Below are 16,987 nucleotides of genomic sequence, written 5' to 3'. Positions count from 1 at the left end.
TTAAAGCTTTGGCAAAAGGAGTTGTGTGCAGATGATTTCCAACGTGAATCGATTGTCCCTGGCGGTCGGCATGGTCATCGCGACCCTGGTCGGTCAGGCCGCGGCAGCGCCTGCGCCCTCGGAGAACGCCACGATCAATCTGATCCGCTTGCTGGTCGAGCAGGGCATTCTGAAACAGGACAAGGCTGATGCGCTGATCGCTCAGGCGCAGAACGAAGCGGCGCAGGCTAAACAGGCTGCGGCATCCACCGCTGTGGCGGCGGGGCCAGTGGCGGCGCCGGGCGATGTCCGCGTGCAATACGTGCCGGCAGCGGTGCGCGACCAGATCCGCGATCAGGTCAAAGCCGAAGTCATGGCCACCGCCAAACAGGAAAACTGGGCCGCGCCCAACAGCTTCCCGGAATGGGCTGCGCGCATCAGTTTCGACGGCGACATTCGCTTGCGCAACGAATCGCGCTACTACTCGGACAGTAACAGCAACGAGATCGTCGACTTCGCCAAGCTCAACAATAACGGCCCGTACGACGTCAATCCAAACAGCAGCACCAATCTGCCGCCGCTGCTCAACACCCGCGAAGACCGCACCAATCAGTTCCGCATCCGTGCGCGGCTGGGCATGAAAGCCGAGATCTCGCCGCAATGGACCGCTGGCATTCGTATCGGCACCGGCTCGGACAATAATCCGGTGTCGACCACGCAAAGCCTCGGTGGTGGTTTCGCCAAGAAGGACATCTGGCTCGATCAGGGTTACCTGAACTGGAAGCCTACCGATGAGCTGACCTTGACCGGCGGCCGTTTCGCCAACCCGTTCATGTCCACCGACATGCTCTATTCCAACGACTTGAACTTCGACGGCGTGGCAGCGATTTTCGACCACAAACTCAATCGCGATTGGGGCGTGTTCGGCACCGTCGGCGCGTTCCCGGTGGATTACACCAACGACACTGCCAGCAGCAACGGCTTCGACAAGGAAGAAAGCGACAACAAGTGGCTGTACGGCGCGCAGATCGGCGCCAAGTGGGCGATCAACAGTAACAACCGCCTGAAAGGTGCGCTGGCTTACTACCGCTTCGACGACATTCAAGGCCAGCGTTCCAGCCCTTGCGAACCGTGGGCCGGCGCGCCGGGTTGCGACAGCGACGGCAGCCGCGCAGCGTTCATGCAGAAGGGCAACAGCGTGTTCCTGCTTCGCGACATCACGCCGAACCCGCTCAACCCGACTACCACGCCGCAGCCGCAATTCGTTGGCCTCGCTTCGGAATTCAACCTGCTGGATCTGAACGTGGTCTGGGATGCCGACCTGCCGGAAGACTTCAAGCTGCGCAGTCAGGGCAACTACATCCACAACCTCGCTTACGACGAAGGCGACATGCGCAAGCGTTCGGCCGGGCAGATCGTCAACAACCTCGACAGCAACGGCGACATCGAAAGCGGCGCCAATGCGTGGATGGTGCAATTCACCCTCGGCAGCGCGCTGGACCTGAAAAAGCAGGGCGACTGGAACATGTTCGCTGGCTACAAATACATCCAGCCCGACGCCTTGCCGGACGGCTTCAACGACTCGTCGTTCCACCTCGGCGGTACCAACGCCAAAGGTTATTTCATCGGCGGTAATTACGGTCTGGCGAAGAACGTTTACGCCACCGGTCGCTGGATGAGCACCGAAGCGGTGTACGGCGCGCCGTTCGACATCGACGTCTTGCAGCTTGAGATCAACACGCGCTTCTAAGGCGCCGGGAGAGGGTTATGAAAACGCGATTTGTGTTGCTCGGGCTCGGGCTGTTGATCGCCACTGGGGCCAGTGCCGAAGGCATGGAAGAACGCCTGCGCACGCAATTGCGCAGCACCACGCAACAGCTGCAAGCCCTGCAAAGTCAGCAGGCCCAGGCCAGCGCCGCGCAGCTGGCGGCGCAAAACGAAGCCAAGGCTGCGCAGGCGCAAATCAAGCAATTAAGCGCCGAACTGGCCAAGGCCAAAGGCGTTGCCGAGCAACTGGTTGGGCAGCAACAGAGCCTGCACAGCCAGGCGCAGGCACAAGTGGCAGCCAGCGCCGAGCAGATCGGCAAGTTCAAAAAGGCCTATGACGAGTTGTTGGTCATGGCCCGTGCCAAAGAGGCAGAACGGTCTAAGCTTCAAACGCAATTGGCTGAACGTGACACACAAGTGCAGCAATGTTCAGTCAAGAATCAGCAGATGTACGGCGTCGCCAAACAGATTCTCACTGCCTACGAAAACATCGACGTGGCCGAGGTGATGAAGATCCGCCAGCCCTTCGCGGGCAGCGCCCGGGTCAAGTTCGATGAACTGGCTCAGGGGTTCGGTGACGAGCTTTATAAGACTCAATTCGACGCGCCGCAAGCTGCGCTCTCGCACTGATTAAAAAGCCTGTTAAACAAGGAAGAAACAATGACTCAATTGATCACCCACGTATCACCAAAATCCCTGACCGAAGTCCTGCAAGGGGCGGGTTATCGCGTCAACGAAACCGAACAGAACGGCATTGTCCAGTTGCTCAGCGCCAGCCAAGGCATCGGCTACGCCGTGCGTTTCGGCAACCCGGCGGTGGAGCAGGGTAGCTACGTCGATTTCACTTTCAGCTGTGCGCTGCGGGTGCAGGGTGAGTTGCCACAGGGTGTGGCCGAGCAGTGGAACGCCAGCCGTCGCTTTGCGCGGTTGTCGTTGCAGGGCGAGTTTCTGGTGATGGAAATGGACGTGGTGGTGGCGGCGGGCGTGAGCAACGATCACCTGCGCGGTAACCTCGAATTGTGGGATCGCCTGCTGCAGGAGTTCATCGTTTATCTGCGTGACTTCACCCAGAACGGCAAAGCGCAGACCGCGAAAGTCGCCGTCGCCGAGCAAGAGGAAGTCGCGCTGTGAAAAAGCCTGCCATGGTGATCAGCGCTGCGGCAGTGGCGCTGTTGGTGGTGGCCGTGGCGCTGGTGGTGCGGCCGGGCAGTGACCCGGTCGCTGCCCAGCAATCGTCGCCGCTGGCGACGGTTGCTGCGGGGCCGGCGGTGGCGCGGTTGGGTAATCAGCAGGTAACCCCTGCGGAACTTCAGACGTTGCTCGCTACAGTCCCGGCAGAGACCCGTGAACAATTACGCGGCAATCGTGAAGCGCTGGAACGCTGGATTCGCACGCGTCTGGCCGAGAAAGCGGTGCTGGAGCAGGCTGATGCGCAGGGTTGGGCGCAGCGTCCGGAGGTGGCACGGCAAACCCGTGCGGCGACTGAGCAGATTGTCTTCCGTGATTACTTGCGTTCGGTCAGCCAGGTGCCGGCGGACTACCCGAGTGCGGCTGAATTGCAGCAGGCTTACGACGCAGGCAAAGCCAATTGGCAGACACCGGCGTTGTATCGGGTCAGTCAGATTTTTCTTGCGGTGAATGATCCGCAGAGTCTTGAGACCGTGCGCAAGCAAGCTACCGACCTGAGCAAGAAGGCTCAGGCGACGCCGGCAGAATTTGCCGCACTGGCGACTCAATATTCGCAGGATCGCGTCACCGCTGAACGTGGCGGTGATAGCGGCCTGCAACCGTTGCAGCAACTGGTGCCTGAAGTGCGAGGCGCCGTGACGCGGCTCAAGGTTGGCGCGGTATCTGACCCCGTTCAAAGCGCCGCCGGGTTCCACGTAATCAAACTCACCGAACAACAACCGACGCGCACCGCAACCCTTGATGAACTGCGCGATCAACTGACCCAGGCCCTGCGTGCACAGCGACAGGAGCAGATCGCTCAGGCGTATCTGGACGGCATGCTCAACACCGCGACGCTGAGCATCGACGGCGCCGAGCTCAACAAAGTCCTCGAGGAAAAACGCTGATTTCACCTACACCACAACCCCTGTGGGATTGGTGGACATTCATAAATACAAAGATCGACAGGGAGTCATCGATGTCATTCACCGAACCCGCAGGACGACCGGGCACCACTGATTACCACTGGCCACACGACCACAGCGAACCGTGGCTCGCACACGCCGCGACCATCGACGCCGACGTCGCCCAATACTTCCTGGTCAGCGCCCGTTGCGGCTGCTTCATGCAAGCGGCGCGCAGCCTCAACGTGCGCTCGACCTTGCTGCGCAAACAACTGGCGCTGCTTGAGCAAGAACTGCAACACACCCTGTTCAGCTTTCAGGGCAGCGCCTTGAGCCTGACCCGCGAAGGCCAGCAACTGCAGGCCAAGCTGATAGCGCTGGCCAACGAACGCAAACTCCCGGTGATCGAACAACCGCTGATTCGCCTCGCCGTCGCCGAATCCATCTTGCACGACATCCTCGGCCGCGACCTGATCGCACTGCTGCGTCGCAACGCCAGCGTGCGTCTGGAAATCATCGCCCTCGACAGTGAACTGTCGCTGCGTGCGGTCAGCGCCGACATTGTGCTGTGGCTGGCCAACGGTGAAACCCCACACCCCGGCCCGACCTTCGCCACCAGCGAACCACAAGCGCTGGCGCGCCTCGACTACCTGGCACACATCGCCAAACGCTACTCCCGCGTCACCGCCCGCCCGGATACCCCCGACGACCTCGCCGACTTCATGCTCGTGCAATGGCAGCATGATCGACAGATCGACAGTTTTCGCCCGTGGAATGAACTGGTCGAACAGCGCCTGGCCGGGGTGGTGCAGATGCAGTCCTATGAATTGATGCTGGAGATGATTCGTTGCAGCGCGTGCATTGGGTTGTTGCCAGCGTATATGAGCCGGTTTGACCGGGGCCTGATCGCACTGCCGGGGCTGTTCGAAGAGCCGATGCAATTGCAGGCATGGCTGGCCGTCAATGCTGATTCGCAGAAAGTGGCCGAAGTGCAGACCCTGACTGACCTTATTCACCACACCTTCGCCGAGCGCCAGGAGTGGTTCCAGCCGTGATGCTTTCTCCGTAGGAGTGAGCCTGCTCGCGATGACAATTTAAGAGTTGGCATTGATACCGGCTTACCAGAAAAAATGCCTACAATTCTCACAGTTCGTCTTCGGGCAGGCTCATGTTAACGGGTACCTTCATTCTCGCTATGTTTGGGCCGTAAAACTGATGGTATCTACGCTGACAGTCAATAGGTTGCCGCTGCCGGCGGAGGCTCCGTCAAGACTGAACTCTATTGTTTTAATGCCGGGTCGTTCGACGGCCACCTTCAGATAATCGGTATGTTCCAATGTCGGGATTTTTAACGTCTCCAGTAGAGTGGCTTGGTCGTCGTAAAATTTGACGGTAAATACTCCGTCAGGAGTGCCGTTTGAATACACGCTGTATCTCAGTTCAATGCGTGAACAAGGAACTTTTATTTCCATTGTTGCACTTAAAGATTCTTCAATGCGGCGTAAAAAATACAGGAAATGCTCTCTGGCATTATTAATAATCTTTAAATGACTTCTCGATTGCGCCGCTGAAGTGATCGTCATGTATTTGGTTTCAAGAGTGGTGACAGACCCTTGAGGATAATCTTCGAATTCCTCGGTAAAAGTTTGCGGGAGCTGGGTAAATGTTCTTGCGGGATAACTTTGCGAACCATCCGGAGTCTTGGCAGTAAAGCTGTGTGTGGACGGGGTCAGGCCTCCAATCGGCAAGCTCCATTCGCCGGTTGTTGTATCTGCGGTAGTCTTGCCTTTGGACAATTCTCCGTCCAACACCTCAATGCTTTGACCAGCGGAGGCTGTGCCTCTTATCATAAATGAAGTTTCTACCGTCATTCCTTCATGGGGGATTTCGATACCACTGCCCAAGCCTTTTATTGAAGTTAGCGTTGGTGAAGCATTTGTCGATCCATAAGTCGTCATGTTGAAGCTCCTGCATTGAGTGTGGACAGGAGCAATCAAAGCGCAAGCTTAAGAATTGCGCACCTGTCAGATCTGACAGGTGGCGACGAGCGGTCATTGGCGCGATCATTTGATCCAGAAAACGGAAAGCGTGGTCTGGCCTGTTTCCCCCTGTAGCGAGGGGCTTTCTCCCTCGGCACAGGTTCTTGCCTGTCTTCTCAGTCCGGCAAATCCAGATTATCCATCACCCGATTCACCGCCAGCTCGCCGAGCATGATCAGTTGCGCAATCCCCAGCAGCGTCCTGCGCTGCGATGCGGGGATGAGATGGGCGAAGTCATGGGCGATGGTTCTGGCTGAAGCGAGGGTTTCGCTGGCATCGGCCAGCAGTTCCTCGTTTTTGAAGTCGGCAGTAACGGCGTACATCCGGCGGGTTCTACGCGGTGGTGGGGTGGAGCCGGGTGGGCAGAGGTAGTGGTCGAGGGCGCGGTCGGCGGCTTCGTGGAGTTTTTTTGAATCGAGGGATTCGTAGGGGGAGGTGGCGTCAGTTTCGGGTGGGTTGGGTGTTGGTTTGATCATGGGTAAAGCCTCTAGAGTGGTGAAGCTGCCACCGTTCGCTGCTAACGAAGGAGGTGGCGGCTGTACGCGGGTTAGCAGACCAGGACTCTAGAACCCGGCGCACCGAAGTGCCCCACGCAAAGCCGCCATAACGGCAACCGACTTTGTGCGTCTAGAGTTAACCCAGGCTGCTAAACCCGATCACTGAAGTAATCAGCGACCGCAACACAATAGAACCCGACCCCAAAGCGCACAAGCCGGCGGATTCTGGCGTAGCTGTAGGCAATGGCGCAAGAGTTTGTAGCCTGGAAGGCGTGTCTGGAGGTGTCTTTTAAACACTTGAGTTTAAAAAGCAAGAGATCGAGCGATTGTCAGGGACTCTCGCCAGACAGGTCAGGCGCGGTTTAGAGTGATCGGCCACACATTGATCCAGGAAGGATCCGGCATGCCAGACCACAACCCCGCCATCCACCTCGAACGTTTCAACGAATCACATGTAGAGGCCGTCACCGCGCTGTACAACGATCCGGCCGTGGCGCGTCAGGTGTTGCAGATGCCGTTTCAGTCCGTCGAGGTCTGGCGTCAGCGAGTGATGGCGGATAACGAGCGGACGGTAAAACTGGTGGCGCTGCATCAAGGCGTGGTGATCGGCCATCTGGGTCTGGAACACTATTCGCGGATTCGCCGCAGCCACGCCGGCAGTTTCGGCATGGGCGTTGCGGTCGCGTGGCAGGGCAAAGGCGTGGGTTCGAAGCTGTTGGCGACGGCGCTGGATGTGGCCGACAACTGGATGAACCTGCACCGCGTCGAACTCACGGTCTATGCCGATAACGAAGCGGCCATCGGCCTCTACCGCAAATTCGGTTTCGAAGACGAAGGCCTGTTTCGCGACTACGCCGTGCGCGACGGGCAGTGGGTCGACACCCTGAGCATGGCCCGCCTGCGCAATCGCCCGAAAACCTGACTCAGTCGCCCAGCGCGAACGCCACCGCCGACTGTGCATGCAGTTCGGTGGTGTCGAGCAAGGGCAGGGCGCTGTGTTCGGGTTTGATCAACATACCGATTTCGGTGCAACCGAGGATGATCGCCTGAGCACCGCGAGCGGTGAGGGATTCAATCACCCGTTGATAGATTTGCCGCGACTGTTCGCTGATCACACCGACGCAGAGTTCGTCGTAGATGATCCGGTGCACGTCCTTGCGCTCGGCTTCGTCAGGCACCAATACCGTCAAACCTTTGGCAATCAAACGTTGTTTGAGAAAGTCCTGCTCCATGGTGAACGCCGTGCCGAGCAAACCAACCGTGCGCGCATCAATTTCCAACGCAGCCTGCGCGGCTGGTTCGGCAATGTGCAAAAACGGAATGCTGATCGCCGCCTGAATCTGCTCGGCGACCTTGTGCATGGTGTTGGTACACAGCACCACGCATTCGGCGCCGCCGGCTTCGAGCCGGCGCGCGGCGTCCACCAGAATCGCTGCCGCATCGTCCCAGCGCCCGGCGTGCTGGGCCTGTTCGACCGGGCCGAAGTCGACGCTGTACATCAATAACTGCGCCGAGCGCAACGGGCCTAGACGATCACGGACTTGCTGATTGATGAGTCGATAGTATTCGGCGCTGGATTCCCAGCTCATGCCGCCGATCAGGCCGATGGTGCGCATTGGATGTCCTCAGGCAAATGACAGTGTCGAGTGTTCAGGTCTGCCCGGAGTTTCCTTTTGTTCAGCGTCCGATGCCAGCAACAAGTGACTGTACTGCTGATCTTTCACGTAAGTGTCATGGTGCTTTATCGGGGCGTGTGCAGGTTAAACGTACGCCGGGGCTGGTATCTGCCACTATCCACCTTTGCAGGTCCTTTCCGAGGAACATCGCTATGGACGACGTACAACAACTGGGCGAGATGCTTCGCCATTACGCCGAGAGCGAAGCGCACAAGAAGCGACTGTTCGAGACGCAATCGGCTGCTTGGGCTACGCGGATTACTGCGCTGTTCGGCGAAATTCAGCAATGGCTGGAGCCGGTGCAGGCGCCGAATCTGCTGGAGGTGAGCCGCGAAGCGTATGTCGCGTTCGGGCCGAGCACTCCGGTGGAAACTTCGACGTTCAAGACGGAAAAACTGAGCATTGTGATTGCCGGCAAACCGGTGGAGTTTGTGCCAGATGTGATGGGCAGCGCGGGGCAGATTTCGCTGGCGGTGATGGGGCTGACGGCGGCGCGTTATGGCAGCATTTCGCTGGTGGGATTGGCGAATGGCGAGTGGCAGTGGCGCAAGACCAATGGGCTGAAGGATCCGGATACGTTTGTCTTTGATGCGAACTTTCTGGCGCAGCAGTTGCAGAGCTTGATTCCGCGCGAGCGCGGTTAAGATCAAGAGCTTACCCCCTCACCCCAGCCCTCTCCCCCAAGGGGGCGAGGGGAAAGGGAGCCGATTGGGGGATGGCCCAAACCTGAGTTCGACTCGATATTTCAGGTCGACGTAACCCGAACAAACAATTCGGTCAGTTCCCTCTCCCCAGGGGTGAAAGGGAGCCGATCTTCGTTGTGTTTGAGATTGCATTCACCCGAGATATTTCAGGTCGGTGTAACTCGAATAAACCACTCGGTCAGTCCCCTCTCACTCTGGGAGAGGGCTAGGGTGAGGGCAGCCCACCTGACACCCCTCACATATCGAGATTCACCCACCCCGGCTTCGCCACCTCCGGCGCCACCGCTTTCACGGTTTTGCCGGTGGCCAGCTCAACCCGCCGCGCCACCTCCGGATCATCGGCAAAAGGCACCATGCTCGCCTCATCCAGGCTGTCCGCCGTCTCCCGCCGCAAGCAGTACTCTACCGCCAGCCAAAGAAACACCACGCCCAACACATTGAAAAAAACATCCATCACGTTCGGCTCCCTGCCTCAGGCGATCTGCGCTTCACGGTGCGCCAGCGCCACGTCCGCAACCCGCACCGTGCGCCACACGTTGTAAGCCATCAGCAGCATCCCCGTGAGGAAGAACACCCCGCCGGCAAAGCGCACGATAAACCCTGGATGGCTGGCCTGCAGCGCTTCGACAAACGAATAGGTCAGCGTGCCGTCCTCGTTGATCGCCCGCCACATCAGGCCCTGGGTGATGCCGTTGACCCACATCGAGGCGATGTACAACACCGTGCCAATGGTCGCCAGCCAGAAGTGCAGGTTGATCAGCGGCGTGCTGTACATCTGCTCGCGGCCAAACACTTTCGGCACCATGTGATAGGTCGCGCCGAAGGTGATCATCGCCACCCAGCCCAACGCGCCGGCGTGGACATGGCCGATGGTCCAGTCGGTGTAGTGGGAGAGGGCGTTGACGGTTTTGATCGCCATCATCGGCCCTTCGAACGTCGACATGCCGTAGAACGCCAGCGACAGTACGAGGAAGCGCAGGATCGGGTCGGTGCGCAACTTATGCCAGGCGCCGGACAAGGTCATCATGCCGTTGATCATCCCGCCCCAGCTCGGCGCGAGCAGGATCAGCGACATGGCCATGCCTAGTGATTGTGCCCAGTCCGGCAGCGCGGTGTAGTGCAAATGGTGCGGGCCGGCCCAGATGTACAGGGTGATCAGCGCCCAGAAATGCACGATCGACAAACGATACGAATACACCGGCCGATTGACCTGCTTCGGCACGAAGTAATACATCATCCCGAGGAACCCGGTGGTGAGGAAAAAGCCCACCGCGTTGTGCCCGTACCACCACTGCACCATGGCGTCGGTGGCGCCGGAATACACCGGATACGACTTGAACCAGTCCACCGGAATTGACAGGTGATTGACCACATGAAGCATGGCGATCACCAGAATGAACGCACCGAAAAACCAGTTGCCGACGTAGATATGCTTGGTCTTGCGCTGCACCACGGTGGTGAAGAACACCACGGCGTAAGCGACCCAGACCACGGCCATCCACACCGCGCCGGAGAATTCGATCTCGGCGTATTCCTTGGTGGTGGTGTAGCCCAGCGGCAGGGTGATCAGCATGATCACGATCACCGATTGCCAGCCCCAGAAGGTGAATGCGGCGAGGGTGTCCGAGTACAGCCGCACCTGACAGGTGCGCTGCACCGCATAGTAACTGGCGGCGAATTGCGCGCTGCCGGCGAAACCGAAAATCACCAGGCTGGTGTGCAACGGGCGCAAGCGGCCGAAGGTGGTCCATGGCAGGTCCAGATTCATCTCTGGCCACACCAGTTGCGAGGCGATGAAAACACCCATCGCCATGCCCACCACACCCCAGAAAATCGTCGCGATAACGAATTGGCGGACGACCTTGTAGTTGTAAGCCTGTCCGATTGTTGCTGTGCTCATGGTCAGTTCATCCACGGTTGCAAAGTCTTGCCAGGCCACCCGGTCTGGCATGAGCTGCACTGTAGAAACCCCGCCAGAAACAAAACAGGCTCAGGAATCTTTCATTTATGCGGATCAGATTGAAGGGCTGACTGCGGCGTTCTGCCGCGTGCTGATATGGTTTTTATCGCCGCAGGTGAATCTGTAACGTGCTGCGCTGTTCGGCCATAGTCTGGGAAAATCCTGTGGGAGCGAGCTTGCTCGCGAATGCGGAGTGTCAGACAACAAATCCGTTGCCTGACACTCCGCATTCGCGAGCAAGCTCGCTCCCACAGTTTTGATCCGTGATCAATTCTGATGAGGTGTGCATGTATCAATACGATGATTACGACCGGGCGCTGGTGTTCGAGCGTGTTGCGCAGTTTCGCGATCAGGTCGAGCGCTTCTTGGCCGGGGAATTGAGCGAAGAAGAGTTTCTGCCGCTGCGCCTGCAAAACGGCCTGTACATGCAAAAGCACGCTTACATGCTGCGTGTGGCGATCCCCTACGGCACGCTGAGCGCCGAGCAGATGCGCACGCTGGCGAGCATCGCCAGCGACTACGATCGCGGTTACGGCCACTTCACCACGCGGCAGAACATGCAGTTCAACTGGATCGAGCTGGCCGAGGTGCCGGACATTCTCGAACGCTTGGCGCAGGTCAACATGCATGCAATCCAGACCTCCGGCAACTGTGTGCGCAACATCACCACCGAGGCGTTCGCCGGGGTCGCGGCGGACGAACTGATCGACCCGCGCCCGCTGGCTGAAATTCTGCGGCAGTGGTCGACGATCAACCCGGAATTCCTGTTTCTGCCGCGTAAATTCAAGATCGCCATTTGCTCGGCGAAGCAGGATCGCGCGGCGATCATGATGCATGACATCGGCTTGTATCTTTACCCCGGGCGCGATGGGCAGATGCTGCTGCGCGTGATTGTCGGCGGTGGTTTGGGGCGCACGCCAATTCTCGGTTTGCAGATCCGCGAGGGCTTGCCGTGGCAGCATTTGCTGTCCTATGTCGAAGCGGTTCTGCGGGTGTACAACCGTCACGGTCGACGCGACAACAAATACAAGGCGCGGATCAAGATTCTGGTCAAGGCGCTGGGCATCGAGGCGTTTGCCAAGGAAGTCGAGGAGGAATGGCAGCACCTCAAGGACGGCCCCGCACAGTTGACCGAGGCCGAATACCAACGGGTCACCAGCGCCTTCGTGCCGCCGGTTTATCACAGCCTGGCCGACACCGATCTGGACTTCGGTACTCGCCTGGCCGAAAGCCCGGCGTTCGCCCGTTGGGTCGCGCGCAATGTGCAGCCGCACAAAGTGCCGGGTTACACCAGCGTGGTGCTGTCGACCAAACCGGGCATGGCCTCACCGCCGGGGGATGTCACCGGCGTGCAGATGCTGGCGGTGGCCGATTGGTCGCAGCGTTTCGGTTTCGGCCAGATTCGTATTGCCCATGAGCAGAACATCGTCCTGCCCGATGTGCCGAAAACCGACCTCTATGCGCTTTGGCAACTGGCGTGCAAACACGATCTGGGCAGCGCCAACGTCGGCCTGCTCACCGACATCATTGCCTGCCCCGGTGGCGATTTCTGTGCATTGGCCAACGCCAAGTCGATTCCGGTCGCCCAGGCGATTCAGGCGCGTTTCGAAAATCTCGATTACCTGCATGATCTGGGCGATATCAGCCTGAACATCTCTGGCTGCATGAACGCCTGCGGTCACCACCACATTGGCAATATCGGCATCCTTGGCGTCGATAAGAACGGCAGCGAGTGGTACCAGATCACTCTCGGCGGCGCCCAAGGTAAAAACAGCGCACTGGGCAAAGTCATCGGCCCGTCGTTCAGCGCCGCCGAGGTGCCGCAGGTGATCGAGCGGATCATCGGCACCTTCGTGCGCTATCGCGAGCATGAGGAATTGTTCGTCGACACCGTAGCGCGGATCGGCTTTGAGCCGTTCAAGGAACGGGTCTATCCGAAGACGCTGGAGGCCACGGTATGAATAATCTGTTGCGGCTGGAGCAGGGCGTGGCGCGAATCGAGACGGACGATCCGTGGACGTTGGTGCGCGATCCGTCAATGCCGAGGCCTGACGGATTGCTGATGCTGCCGCTGGCACACTGGCTGAAATCGCCGTCAACCCACGCGGTATGGCTCGGCCCCGACGATGAGGTCGAAAGCCTGGTGCCGTGGCTGGGTTCGTTGCCGCTGATCGCGCTGGATTTTCCGAGTTTTCGCGACGGGCGTGCTTACAGTCAGGCGTATCTGCTGCGCAGTCGGTTCGGCTGGTCAGGGGAGTTGCGCGCGATTGGCGATGTGTTGCGTGATCAGCTCAGCCATATGCGCCAGTGCGGGTTCGACAGTTTTGCCGTGCGTGAGGACAAATCCGCCGAGGATGCGCTGAAGGGGTTGGCCGGGATGAGCGTGCTGTATGGGCGTTCGGTGATTGAACCGCGACCGCTTTTCCGTCGGCGCTAACCCTTTGCCCGGACAGGGGAAACCCTTAGGAACCTTACCGATTGGGCATTTTTCCTTGGGTCGATGGTGGCCTTTTGGTAGAGTCGCCCTCGCCAGCGGGTTTTCGGCTGGACGATGGAACCGAAGAAGGGAGTCTGATCAGTGAGTCCGGGCAAAAAAATCCTCGGCCTCACAGCGGTGCTTTTGATGCTGACGCTGTGGGCCAGTTACTTTTACGTATTCAAGGAAAACCGCGACGGCCAGCTCGGCGGTGTCGGCGAAAGCACCGCGTGGTGCGGCACACCGCCGTCCACGGAAGCGGCGCTGCTGGGCAAGGACCAACTGACCTTGCGCGTCACCAACAACCTGCGCGGTGAGTTCATGCTCAGCGGTTCGCTGGTGGTCTCCGAACGTACCTTCAACCGCTACGACCTCGCTCGCAACGAACTGCGCTTGCGTCTGGAACCGTTGCAATGGTCCTTCGGTGTCACGCCGATCTTCCTTGAGCAGGTCAAGGTGCAGCCGCTGAGCCGCAACCTGTCCGCCACCAACAAAAGTGCCTACGCCGAACTTGAACCGCGCCCGATCGGTGTGCAGGGGCAAGTCACCGAATTCCCTTTCGACACCTATCGCTACGGCTATAAACCGGTGCTCTACTACCTCAAGGGCAGCGAGCGCATTGACCTGCGTTTCAAGAACATCACCACGTTGATGGAGATGTCCAACACCTTTACGCCGATCCAGAAGTACAACCGCGTCGACTACATCAACGAGAAAACCTCGATGATTCGCGACGAGGATTACAAGGCCTACGGGCCGCACGAATGTGCGTTCAGCGTCGAGCGCAAAGGGTCATTCAAGGTTGTCGTGTTGTTGCTGCTGTTGGTGCTGTGCTTGCCGTTGCTGCTGGTGTTCTACCGTAATGAACCGGGTATCGACTTCCTCGCCACGCTGTTGGGCGCTGCGATCGTGCGGGTGTTGCTGATCGGGCCGGTGCAGGATTTTCAGCTGTACAACATCGATTTCCTGTTGGGTGCGGCGATTTTGCTGGTGGGGACGGTGTCGCTGATCAAGGCGATGCACATCAACAGCCGGCGGGAGATGGCCTTGCGCAGTGGTGAGACTTCGTCCTGGTGATCGGGTGAACCTTGAAAAGCCCCTCACCCTAACCCTCTCCCGGAGGGAGAGGGGACTGAATGGGGGATATTTGAGAGATACACCGACCTGAGCGATTGGCTTTGAATCCATATTCGACTCTATTTTTCAGGTCGATGTAACTCGCCAGACAACTCGGTCGGTCCCCTCTACCTCTGGGAGAGGGCTAGGGTGAGGGCAAGAGGATCTCCAGCCAATCACTTAAGCGCCGGATCCCCCATATTCATCTTCTTCCACCCCTGCAACAGCACCTGCGCCTTCGGCTCCTGCCCACTGTCGAGATACCACTGAATTAGCGACAACCGCGCATTGCGGTTCGCCGGTTGCACCTTGAGCAGCCCCTCCAGCACCGCGCACGCCTCATTGACCTTGCCACTCTCATGCAGCGCCACCGCCAGCACATAACCGTACTGCGCGTTCTGCGGCTCCAGTTGCGCGGCTTTCTTCAGTGGTGACATGGCCTCGGCCGCCTTTCCAGCGCGGATCAGCGACAAACCGCGAGTGTGTTGCAACAGCGCGGCATCCGGGTGTTGCTTGAGGCCGTCCTCCAGCAGTGTCTGCGCCTCTTGGCCACGACCATTGGCCTCCAGCCATTGCACCAGCGTCACCAGGGCCGGGTAGAAATCCGGGTCGCGTTTGAGTGCCGAGCGCAGCAGACCCTCGACTTCCGAAGCACGGCCACTGGCCTGGTACAACATCGCCAGATTCAGATTGGCTTCGGCACGTTCCAGCAGACTTTTCTGTACCGCTTCGTACTCGGCAATCGCCGCATCCCAATTGGCTTGCGCCGCGCGAAGTCCGTTATTGCGCGCCACACTCAACAAATCCCGCGCGGCGACGATGCGCACGGCTTTCACCGGATCGCCCAGTAGCGGCGCCAACAGAGGCGCACGCTCCGGTGGCGGCAGGAATGCACTGATTGCCCGTACCGCGCTTTCACGCACCTGCGGTGCCGGATTCTTCAGGTCCTGTGTCGCCAGCTTCAACGCCTGTTCGCTCGGGTACAGCGGCAACTCCGCGAGCAATGTCGCGCGCTGAATTGCCGGCAGATTACTGCGCTGCAACTGCTCATACAACGCATCCGCAGCGCCCGGCTGGCCATTGCGGATCAGCCACAAACTGTCGTCATAACGCGGTGCCTGAGGCGCGGTGGAAGCGCTCCACAACTTGAACTGCGCGGTGACCTTGTCGCCGGCCTTGCCTTGGTGACAGGTCAGGCAGGCGTCCGGCTTGCCGAGTTTCTGCGCCCGTTCCGGGTTGGGAATGCTGAAGCTATGGTCATGCCTGAAGTCATTGCCCATATAGAACTTGCCGGGCATGTGGCAATCGACGCACTGCGAGCCGGGCTGGCCCATGGTGTGGCGAGTGTGCTCGATGGAATCGTAGTTCTTCGCTTGCAAGCCTTTGCCATCAACGCCTTCGACCGAGGTCTTGCCGGCTGTGTTGTGGCATTGCAGGCACACCGCGTTGCCCGGGGCCTTCAGTTCGTTGCTGTGCGGGTTGTGACAGTTGCTGCAACGCACGCCCTTGTCGAACATTTTGCTTTGCAGGAACGAGCCATGTTCGAACACCTCATCCTTGATCTTGCCGTCCAGCGCATACAGTTCGCGGGTGAGGGTGCTCGGCAGGTAATCGTCCATCAGGCGTTTGCCGACGGTGTAGCCATCGCCCAGCGGTGCTCGACGGGCATGGCAACGGGCGCAGGTTTCGATTTCGACGGTGGCGTTTTTATCCTTGAGGTCGACGTCGAAACCCTGGTGGATCAGATCGCCTTTTTTCTGCGTCCATTCAAGGTGATTCGACGCCGGGCCGTGACACGCCTGGCAGCCGACACCGAGGCTGTTCCACTGACTGTTGAAGGTGTTGCTGGCCGCATCGAAATTGCGCTTGAACCCGGTGGTGTGGCACTCGACGCACATGAAATTGGCGTTCTGGCTCGGTTTGCTCCAGTGCAGCGGATTCTTGAAGTTCACGCCTTGGCCGGGGTAGAGATGAAACCAGCGGTTTTTCTCGGTATCCCACGCCACGCCGAGTGCCTGCAAACGACCTTCGCCGACCTCGATCAGGTATTGCTGCAACGGTGCGATGCCGAAGGTGTAGGCGACTTTGAAGTCGGCGTTCTTGCCGTCAATGCCGGGGGTGTTGACCCAGAATTCAGCGCCCTTGCGTGAGAAACGTGTGGTCTCGTTTTCGGCTTTGAAGACGACGTTGTTGAAGTCGCCGAGCATGGTTTCAGCGTTCGCCGGCTGCATCGCCAACTGGTGATGCGAACCCTGCCAATCCTTGACCTGTTCGGTGTGGCAGCCTTGGCACTGTTGCTCATCGACCATCGTTGCCGGTTTAGCGGCGATGACCGGTTGTGGCTTGGCCGGCGCGACGACGGGCGCGCTGGTCGGCACAGGTTTCACCGGTGCGGGAGCGGGGCTGAACAGAAACCAGCCAATGCCGGCGACTGCGGCCAGCAGCACGCCGATGGCAATCGGGAACAGATATTTTGAAATTGAAGATTGAGACGAATCAGGGTCAGGTTGTGCTGTTTTATTTTTATGCTTGGGCATTGCGACTTCCGTAGTCCAGGTGCATTTGCCATCTGGCGTGCGTTCAAGCTCGATGCAGCTTTGCCGGATGACCGGCGTCTGTCAAATGACGGTTGTGATCCGCCACGCAGCCTTGCGTGAATATTGTGCTTTGCAATCGCAATTACTGAGGTTTTAGCTATACC

Annotated in this window: 16 protein-coding genes; 10 read left to right on the top strand and 6 right to left on the bottom strand. The window is 59.0% G+C overall.

Going from position 1 to position 16,987, the window contains the following annotated elements:
- Positions 1-31: 31 nt before the first annotated feature.
- From ACZZ0G_RS28115 to ACZZ0G_RS28095, 5 genes are all read left to right on the top strand, one after another.
- A complete protein-coding gene (locus ACZZ0G_RS28115) occupies positions 32-1,729 on the top strand; it encodes a putative porin (protein WP_463558448.1) in 1,698 nt (565 codons plus the stop codon).
- Between the two features lie 17 nt (positions 1,730-1,746).
- Entirely contained in the window at positions 1,747-2,376 is a 630-nt protein-coding gene (locus ACZZ0G_RS28110) for a DNA repair protein (RefSeq protein ID WP_463558447.1), read from the top strand.
- Positions 2,377-2,406: 30 nt separating this feature from the next.
- Entirely contained in the window at positions 2,407-2,877 is a 471-nt protein-coding gene (locus ACZZ0G_RS28105) for a YbjN domain-containing protein (RefSeq protein WP_463558446.1), read from the top strand.
- The gene (locus ACZZ0G_RS28100; protein ID WP_463558445.1) at positions 2,874-3,821 is read left to right on the top strand and encodes a peptidylprolyl isomerase; all 948 of its coding nucleotides are present in this window, start codon (positions 2,874-2,876) and stop codon (positions 3,819-3,821) included. Before ACZZ0G_RS28105 ends, ACZZ0G_RS28100 begins: the two co-directional genes overlap by 4 nt.
- 71 nt (positions 3,822-3,892) lie before the next feature.
- On the top strand, positions 3,893-4,873 hold the full coding sequence (locus ACZZ0G_RS28095) for a LysR substrate-binding domain-containing protein (protein WP_463558444.1): 981 nt from the start codon (positions 3,893-3,895) through the stop codon (positions 4,871-4,873).
- Between the two features lie 138 nt (positions 4,874-5,011).
- Here ACZZ0G_RS28095 and ACZZ0G_RS28090 read toward each other — a convergent pair whose 3' ends face one another.
- Both ACZZ0G_RS28090 and ACZZ0G_RS28085 read right to left on the bottom strand, forming a co-directional pair.
- Positions 5,012-5,776, bottom strand: a complete 765-nt coding sequence (locus ACZZ0G_RS28090; RefSeq protein ID WP_463558443.1) for a hypothetical protein — start codon at positions 5,774-5,776, stop codon at positions 5,012-5,014.
- Positions 5,777-5,973: 197 nt separating this feature from the next.
- Entirely contained in the window at positions 5,974-6,333 is a 360-nt protein-coding gene (locus tag ACZZ0G_RS28085) for a DUF6124 family protein (protein WP_463558442.1), read from the bottom strand.
- 424 nt (positions 6,334-6,757) lie between these two features.
- On the opposite strand from ACZZ0G_RS28085, the gene ACZZ0G_RS28080 reads away from it, so the two are divergent.
- Positions 6,758-7,276 (top strand): GNAT family N-acetyltransferase, encoded by a 519-nt coding sequence (locus tag ACZZ0G_RS28080; protein ID WP_463558441.1) that lies wholly within the window; start codon positions 6,758-6,760, stop codon positions 7,274-7,276.
- 1 nt (position 7,277) lies between these two features.
- On the opposite strand, the gene ACZZ0G_RS28075 is transcribed toward ACZZ0G_RS28080, so the two are convergent.
- Positions 7,278-7,970 carry an aspartate/glutamate racemase family protein gene (locus tag ACZZ0G_RS28075; protein WP_463558440.1) on the bottom strand — a complete coding sequence of 231 codons (693 nt, stop codon included), beginning with the start codon at positions 7,968-7,970 and terminating at the stop codon, positions 7,278-7,280.
- A gap of 212 nt (positions 7,971-8,182) precedes the next feature.
- Here ACZZ0G_RS28075 and ACZZ0G_RS28070 point away from each other — a divergent pair, with 212 nt between their 5' ends.
- The gene (locus ACZZ0G_RS28070) at positions 8,183-8,674 is read left to right on the top strand and encodes a hypothetical protein (protein ID WP_463558439.1); all 492 of its coding nucleotides are present in this window, start codon (positions 8,183-8,185) and stop codon (positions 8,672-8,674) included.
- Positions 8,675-8,969: 295 nt separating this feature from the next.
- On the opposite strand, the gene ACZZ0G_RS28065 is transcribed toward ACZZ0G_RS28070, so the two are convergent.
- The gene (locus tag ACZZ0G_RS28065) at positions 8,970-9,188 is read right to left on the bottom strand and encodes a hypothetical protein (protein WP_038368949.1); all 219 of its coding nucleotides are present in this window, start codon (positions 9,186-9,188) and stop codon (positions 8,970-8,972) included.
- Between the two features lie 18 nt (positions 9,189-9,206).
- Positions 9,207-10,634, bottom strand: a complete 1,428-nt coding sequence (ccoN, locus tag ACZZ0G_RS28060) for a cytochrome-c oxidase, cbb3-type subunit I (protein WP_038369002.1) — start codon at positions 10,632-10,634, stop codon at positions 9,207-9,209.
- A gap of 347 nt (positions 10,635-10,981) precedes the next feature.
- Here ccoN and ACZZ0G_RS28055 point away from each other — a divergent pair, with 347 nt between their 5' ends.
- The 3 genes from ACZZ0G_RS28055 to ACZZ0G_RS28045 all read left to right on the top strand — a co-directional run bounded on the left by ACZZ0G_RS28055 (position 10,982) and on the right by ACZZ0G_RS28045 (position 14,247).
- Positions 10,982-12,655, top strand: a complete 1,674-nt coding sequence (locus ACZZ0G_RS28055) for a nitrite/sulfite reductase (RefSeq protein WP_463558438.1) — start codon at positions 10,982-10,984, stop codon at positions 12,653-12,655.
- The gene (locus ACZZ0G_RS28050) at positions 12,652-13,131 is read left to right on the top strand and encodes a DUF934 domain-containing protein (RefSeq protein ID WP_463558437.1); all 480 of its coding nucleotides are present in this window, start codon (positions 12,652-12,654) and stop codon (positions 13,129-13,131) included. The genes ACZZ0G_RS28055 and ACZZ0G_RS28050 overlap by 4 nt, the downstream gene beginning before the upstream one ends.
- A gap of 141 nt (positions 13,132-13,272) precedes the next feature.
- A complete protein-coding gene (locus ACZZ0G_RS28045) occupies positions 13,273-14,247 on the top strand; it encodes a hypothetical protein (protein WP_463396408.1) in 975 nt (324 codons plus the stop codon).
- 215 nt (positions 14,248-14,462) lie between these two features.
- On the opposite strand, the gene ACZZ0G_RS28040 is transcribed toward ACZZ0G_RS28045, so the two are convergent.
- Positions 14,463-16,823, bottom strand: a complete 2,361-nt coding sequence (locus ACZZ0G_RS28040; RefSeq protein WP_463558436.1) for a tetratricopeptide repeat protein — start codon at positions 16,821-16,823, stop codon at positions 14,463-14,465.
- Positions 16,824-16,987: the final 164 nt, after the last annotated feature.

The organism is Pseudomonas sp. AC169, assembly GCF_979258515.1.
Note: the sequence above shows the minus strand (reverse complement) of the source record. Positions and strands in the feature narration are given on the sequence as shown.